The sequence below is a fragment of the Brasilonema bromeliae SPC951 genome (assembly GCF_012912135.1).
GTDB classification, from domain to species: Bacteria; Cyanobacteriota; Cyanobacteriia; order Cyanobacteriales; family Nostocaceae; genus Brasilonema; species Brasilonema bromeliae.
Genome location: NZ_QMEB01000305.1, coordinates 1 through 6,636, shown reverse-complemented (window position 1 = coordinate 6,636; position 6,636 = coordinate 1). Strand labels below are relative to the sequence as shown.

Annotated in this window: 8 protein-coding genes; 1 reads left to right on the top strand and 7 read right to left on the bottom strand. The window is 47.1% G+C overall.

Annotation, left to right across the window (positions count from 1 at the left end; genetic code table 11):
• Positions 1-1,752: DNA primase (dnaG, locus tag DP116_RS26145; RefSeq protein ID WP_169157927.1), on the bottom strand; the 1,752-nt coding region annotated here is incomplete at its 3' end.
• Between the two features lie 157 nt (positions 1,753-1,909).
• On the opposite strand from dnaG, the gene tftA reads away from it, so the two are divergent.
• Complete coding sequence (tftA, locus tag DP116_RS26140) at positions 1,910-3,262, top strand: hormogonium tapered terminus morphoprotein TftA (RefSeq protein WP_169157926.1); 1,353 nt, start codon at positions 1,910-1,912, stop codon at positions 3,260-3,262.
• Positions 3,263-3,394: 132 nt separating this feature from the next.
• On the opposite strand, the gene DP116_RS26135 is transcribed toward tftA, so the two are convergent.
• The 6 genes from DP116_RS26135 to DP116_RS26110 all read right to left on the bottom strand — a co-directional run bounded on the left by DP116_RS26135 (position 3,395) and on the right by DP116_RS26110 (position 6,579).
• The gene (locus tag DP116_RS26135) at positions 3,395-3,733 is read right to left on the bottom strand and encodes a hypothetical protein (protein ID WP_246275801.1); all 339 of its coding nucleotides are present in this window, start codon (positions 3,731-3,733) and stop codon (positions 3,395-3,397) included.
• Positions 3,660-3,974, bottom strand: coding sequence for a tetratricopeptide repeat protein (locus DP116_RS26130; RefSeq protein ID WP_169157925.1), 315 nt, complete (start codon positions 3,972-3,974; stop codon positions 3,660-3,662). The genes DP116_RS26135 and DP116_RS26130 overlap by 74 nt, the downstream gene beginning before the upstream one ends.
• Entirely contained in the window at positions 3,946-4,332 is a 387-nt protein-coding gene (locus tag DP116_RS26125) for a type II toxin-antitoxin system VapC family toxin (protein ID WP_169157924.1), read from the bottom strand. Before DP116_RS26125 ends, DP116_RS26130 begins: the two co-directional genes overlap by 29 nt.
• A complete protein-coding gene (locus DP116_RS26120; RefSeq protein ID WP_169157923.1) occupies positions 4,329-4,559 on the bottom strand; it encodes a type II toxin-antitoxin system Phd/YefM family antitoxin in 231 nt (76 codons plus the stop codon). Before DP116_RS26120 ends, DP116_RS26125 begins: the two co-directional genes overlap by 4 nt.
• Positions 4,560-4,689: 130 nt before the next feature.
• On the bottom strand, positions 4,690-4,998 hold the full coding sequence (locus tag DP116_RS26115; protein ID WP_339381573.1) for a tetratricopeptide repeat protein: 309 nt from the start codon (positions 4,996-4,998) through the stop codon (positions 4,690-4,692).
• An 18-nt stretch (positions 4,999-5,016) separates the two neighbouring features.
• The gene (locus DP116_RS26110) at positions 5,017-6,579 is read right to left on the bottom strand and encodes a GUN4 domain-containing protein (RefSeq protein WP_169157921.1); all 1,563 of its coding nucleotides are present in this window, start codon (positions 6,577-6,579) and stop codon (positions 5,017-5,019) included.
• Positions 6,580-6,636: the final 57 nt, after the last annotated feature.

Below are 6,636 nucleotides of genomic sequence, written 5' to 3'. Positions count from 1 at the left end.
CAGCACCAGTTCCATGCAAGCAGTGGCTGCTTGAATCAACTTATTGTGGCGTGAAATAATTTCTTTTTGTGTTTTCTCATTTAAATGAAATAAGTGAGAGACTAAATCCATTTCTTCAGGAAACTCTAGACATCTATCTTGCACCATTGATATCAAATCATCGTCAATTCCAGAGGAAACCTCTAAAATTTGCCGCCATAAAAAGCGGTGATGAGAAAGGCTAAATTGCAAATCTCGCTCGTCTAAAACATCAACGATAGCCCCACGATATACTGGATAGTGCAAGTAAATTTGCAGCAATAAAGCCTCTGCTATTTGTAATAAACTACTTTCACCAGCTGCAAGACTTTGCTGTCCTGCTACAGGTTGCTGTTTGATAACTGGTGTTGGCTTACGGAATGCCCTAGCAGGAACAATTTGTGTCAGAAGATTTTCTACCCTTAGGGATATCAGTCTGGTATCTCCTAAACTGAGGATTTCAGCGCAGTGGGAAATGTAATAGTTACGTGTATCACTGTTGGCTATATTTTTCAATAACTTCACCATCTGCCCAGACACTTGTTGGAAATCAGCAGCCTGTTTCAAGTCACGGTCTTTTGTCATTTGCTGAATTTGCCAATCTAACCAAAGTGGTGCATTTGCCAATAATTTTCTATAATCTTCTGGCTCGCGTCCTTGCAAATATTCGTCAGCGTCTTTGCCATCAGGTAAGTTGAGAATCTTGAGCTGGACTTCACCTTTATATGCGAGTTCGGCAATTTCTCCAATTGCTCTTTCTGCGGCGTTTGTCCCAGCTTTATCAGCGTCAAAGTTGAGGACTAACTGTTTAGAGTCGGTGTAGCGTAAGACTTGCCGAACTTGTTCTATGCTAAGAGCAGTGCCAAGGGAGGCGATCGCATTATTGATCCCAGCTGCGTGGAGAGCGATCGCATCAAAATATCCCTCCACCACCACAGCTTGATCCTGCTGAGAAATTCCTGCTTTTGCCTTGTCTAAAGCAAATAAAGTTTTCCCCTTGATAAAAACTTCTGTTTCGGGTGAATTTAAATATTTGGGTTGTTCGTCTCCTAAACTTCTGCCACCAAAGCCAATGACACGTCCGAGAACATCGTGGATGGGAATGATGACGCGATCGCGGAACACATCATAATAACCACTCGCTTCCTTACGTGGTTTAATCAAACCCGCTTTTTCCACCAGTTGTACTGGGTAGCGTTTGTCCTCAACCAAATAGCGGTAGAGTGTTTCCCAACCTGCGGGCGCATATCCGATACCGAACTGCTGTATTGTTTCTTCCTTCAGTTGGCGCACCGATTGCAAATATTGTAATGCCTTCTCTCCACTATACCTAAGAGCATGTTGATAAAACTGTGCCGCCGTGGCGAGAACTTCATAGAGTTGTTCGCGCAAAGACAACTGACGCTGCAACTCTTGCCTCTGTTCCGGTTCGAGTGTTCTCACTGAGACTTGGTAACGCCGCGCTAAATCTAATACCACTTCAGCAAAAGAGCGCTTCTCCAAATCCATGAGAAACTTAATAGCATTGCCACCAGCTTGACAGCCAAAGCAGTAGTACATCTGCTTAGTCTGGCTGGCAGTGAAACTGGGAGTTTTTTCTGAGTGAAAGGGACACAAACCTACATAGTCTTTTCCGCGCTTGCGTAAGACAACGTGTTCTGAGATGACATCGACAATGTCAGCTCGTTGTTTAACTTCTTCAATTGTGTCCGGATGCAGGCGGGGGATGTGCATACTAAATTAGGAGTCAACAGTCAAGAGTTACAAATGATTGATCATTGACTGTTGACTATAGACTAACGGTTCTGATGAATATTATATTCTTGATGCTAATCCAAGAATGACGCTCCAGAATCGCTAATTGTTAATTGTATAACAGGAAATACTGAAAATGGGACGCATTTTTATTTCAGCAGCTCACGGAGGCAAAGAAGCAGGAGGAATAGATCCAGGTTCCATCGCCGGTGGGACAACCGAAGCCAAGGAAATGATTATGCTGCGGGATTTAATCATCAGCGAACTCAGAGCGCGTAATTTTGAAGTTTTGGCGGTTCCAGATGACTTGAGCGCCCAACAAACTATCGCTTGGATAAATTCTCGTGCTCGTCAAAAAGATGTTGCCCTAGAAATTCATGCTGATGCTGCGAGCAATCCTTCTGTACGTGGGGCAAGCATTTTCTACATTGCTAACAATGATGAACGCAGAAATCATGCCGAACTGCTACTGGTGGGACTGTTGCGTCGTGTTCCTCAGTTACCAAATCGGGGAGTCAAGCCAGACTCAGCAACAGGTTTGGGGCGTTTGGCGTTTTGTCGTCAGACATCAGTTGCTTCTTTGTTGATGCAAGTTGGCTTTCTTACTAGCCCAGATGATCGCGCCTTGCTACAAACTCGCCGCCGCGACTTTGCCTTAGGAATTGCCGATGGAGTTGCATCTTGGAGTCGTACTATTGATCCTGGTTCAGCTGTGGAAACAGACTCAACATATCCGGTATTTAGTATCAATATTAACGGACAACTTTATCCAGAGAAAGGGATACTCATTAACGGTAATGCCTATATCCCCATTGACTTAGCGGATCGCTTGCGGATTGATTTGTCCAAAGCGCCTAATGTCCGCCGCGTGACTTATCGCCGAGTTGTTTTCCTCAAAGCCGTTGAACTGCGCGACTTTCATCTTTCTGTCGTATGGGATAGTACAAGTCAGACTCTGAATTTACGCTCGATCGCCCAAATTCCCCTTGCTCAAATTGACAAGATTATGTCATATGGTCATGCATCAGAAGTGCAGTTGCAGTTATTTCTGAGAAATAATAATGAAAATGCGATCGTCCAGTTTCCCGACTTGCCCAAACTCTACCGCGAAGAAGCGACAATAGAAGGAGTCAGTCATGACATTGCTTTTTGCCAAATGTGCCTAGAAACTGGATTCTTACACTTTGGTGACGATGTCAAACCAGAACAAAATAACTTTGCAGGTTTAGGGGCTATTGGTGGTGCACCAAACGCAGCGTCGTTTGAAAGTGCCAGACTTGGTGTTCGGGCGCACATCCAACACTTGAAAGCTTACGCCAGTTTGGAACCATTGGTGCAGGAAATCGAAGATCCGAGATTTCGCTTTGTGACTCGCGGTATTGCCCCATCAATCGACCAACTCTCAGGACGTTGGTCTGCAGATTTAGAATATGGTAACAAAATTATGGCAATGCTCAAACGGCTTTATGAGTCAGCAGGGCTATTCTAAGTGCTGAAATCCTAGCACCACAAACAAATTGTTCTCCGCAACCGTCGTCTGGTTCCTTGTCTCTGACAAGGAATACAGTCATGGAGGCTCCGCCTAGGGTGTTGACTTTGTGGGAAAATCCCTCAAAAAAGTTCATGCAAATTCTGTGTCGTCATCTGAAGTTGAAAACACAATTTTTCTTTTTGAGAGTATCGACTGACCAAAAGCTTCAGATGCCCAATCCTTAACCCTCTGGGATGCGAGTTGAGCATCAATTTCGTCACGAGTTTGGTGGCTCCAACTGCCTTGGGTCGATGCAAAAATCTCCTGGGGTGAGCGTTTTGGGGGTTGTTGGGAGGCAGAGCGATCAAGGACGTCAGAACGGGTGAGAGCGTTTTTGAGCTGGTTGACGAGGTAGTCAAATACTTGCCAACGTTCTGACTGGGTAAGTTCGTTGAGGCTGTGGAAGATTTGCTGGAGTTGTGGAGTCATGGCACTGTCGCCCCAGAGATGGGAGGCTTTTGCTATTGTAGCGTAGGGTGCTGTAGGTACTGGCTTGGGAGTAGCGATTGCCTACGGCAGAGCTACGCTTAACGCCGAATTCGATTTTGATTTTGAGCGCCTGTTGGTAGTCCTTGCGGGCTTGGTCAAACTCGCGTAATTCCTGGGCGATCGCCGCCAAGCTCAAAAGGATTCCACGGACTCTACCAAAGGCGAGTAACGCCGTAGGCATCAAAGATTACATCAGCACTGACAATGGGAATAGTCTCGACAAGCGACTGAGCGATTAGCAGCCGATCGAATGGATCTTTGTGATGAAAAGGAAGCGTTATGACGGCAGCGGAATGAGCGACTTCGAGGGGTAAAATCGCCAGTTCATTGATTTGAATTTGATCATTCATCCAATGTTCAAACTGACCAGGAATTCGATATTTTCCTATGCTGATTTTGATGGCAATCTCCCAGTGGGATGCTGGACTGAGGAAAATATCATTCAGCGGATCAATGATCAGGTCACGAGCGATGGGACTGAGTGAGGAGTCGTTTAGGACAAACCAGAGGAAGGCATGGGTGTCGATGAGAAGCTTCATCGCATGTAGTCGCAAAAGTCTTCTAGATGCTCTTCGTCATCGGCAATGATGGTGAATGTTCCGATCGCGCTTCCAGGTTGCCGAGGTTTGCGGGTTGTTCGAGGTTCGATGATCAGGCGGGCGATCGCCCGCTCATTTTGGCATATCTGGATTTCTTCGCCCGGTTTGAGGTTGGCGATCAGTTCTGGGAGATGCTGCTGGGCTTCGGTTAGGCTGATTTGGGTCATGGGCTTGGGCTGCGATCGCTCTCATCATTATAAGCTATGCCAAAGGGCGATCGCATCTAGTTGTAACACGTCACCGACAATCAGGGTTTTGTCGGCAGTATCGGCTCCAGTCGCAGCCACAGCGGCGCAATCATTGAGGGACAAAATTATTGGCGAAGTTTCGGGCTTGCTCAAACTTGTGTAATGCCTGGGCGACAATGTCCAACTGGTGGTAGGTGCTGGCTTGGTTATAGCGATCGCCGAATTCGACTTGGATTTGGAGCGCTTGTTGATAGTTGGCGCGCGCCTCCTCAAACTCCCGCAGTTCCTGGGCGACTATGCCTAATTGGTGGTAGGTGAGGGCTTGGGTGTAGTGATCGCCGAATTCGATAGAGATTTGGAGGGCTTGTTGGTAGTCCTTGCGGGCTTGCTCGAACTCGCGTAATTCTTGGGCGATCACTCCCAAATTGTCTCAAGTTCACAATTCACTTCGAGACAAAAGAGAATAGATCCTTACGCCCCAATCTCCGAACCACTCACGGCCTCCTCCAACAAGATCTTGAGAACTTCCCCAGATATGAAAGAATGTTGTGACAACATAATCTATTTCTCTACCTTTTTCTTTTCGGTAAAAACTTGCTCCTGCCGTATATCTAGCTGGGAACTCTCCAAGCGGAGAAGTGGAAAGATCGGCCCTCAGATTGGAACAGCTTGAATATTTCATCCTTTCATTCTTCCACCCTAATTTAGTGCAAAAGCAGTTCCAATTCTTGTCAGAATCATTTGGTCTACCACATTCCTCCCAAATTTTCTTCTGCGCGCTAAAGCCAAAATGACCGTTGCTTGCCGTCATCCAGAGCTTATCGATAGTCTTAAGGTCTTTTCGAGGAAATGTTCTTAGGCTATCAGAATCGAGCCAGCCCTTACTTTCCCGATTAGCCGCTTTGAGCATAACACGGAGGGTTTGGTGATCAGCAGACTGCCACTGTCCAGTTTTGAGTAAGCCGCAGAGGTAGCTGTAGTCTATGCCCTTCTCTGAGTCGAGGGGGATGGAGTCGAGGGGATGCTGGATCAGTGGCTGGGGGAGTTCAATCGTAGGAGTAGGACTCGCTGGTTCTTTCAACTGAGAACGCTGAACCAAATCGGTTGTTTTATTCAGCGCCCTGCGGCGGTCTTCGGGCTTTGTTGCCAACAAATTAATTTGCTCCCAGAACCGCAACGCCATTGGAAAATCACCATCACATTCAGCATCGATCGCCATCTCCTTCAACCGCGCAACATCAGCCTCCGTCGCATGACGACTCAAAATCGGCTCATCATATTTCCAGCCCGGTTCCGGAATCACTAGCGGAACCTGCTTACGCCGTTTTTCGCTCGCATGAATCCGATGTAGCTCAGGCACCCGTTCCGCTAAATGTCGTTCTAGATCCTTAACGATTGTCGTTTTCCGCAACCCTTCCAGCAACGCATAGGTAAACGCTCCCTGCCCCAAGGTTGGAACCTCATAGGAACTCTCCCCACGCCCACAGGAAAACAGCGTAATAATTCCCTGCTGCCCCTCCCGCTGCTTCACTAACTCTCGCAGAGAACCCTCGATCGACTCTACCGTTCTCTCATCCGCATCCCGACTTTCACTGCGACACATATCCAACACAAGCACAATGTTCTTTGCCTTGCACCTCCGCAGACAATCCGTCACGAAGTGAATTGAAATCGCCGTCTCTTTAAGATCTCTGGGATTGCCATCGATCGTCATCAAATGCTCCGCAATCCCGTGACCACTGAAGAAAAACCAAAGATTATCAGCATTCTTAGCCCGCTGGATCTGATGCAATAAAATATCTCGCAGAACTGGCTTTGTCGCCCGCTTACTCCCCTCCGTCCCATCCCCACAAAACAACACTTGATCCGACTTAAACCCCACTTCATCGCAGAGAAATGATCGCATCGCCAGCGCATCCGCCACCGCAAACTTCAGCGGAGCAGCAGGCAAAAAATCATAGTTATTGACACCAGCAACGATCGCCCAATTATTCGCCATACTCAACCAATCCCATTCTCCTTCGAGCTGCGCTTAAACTTCAGCGTAATACCCGCC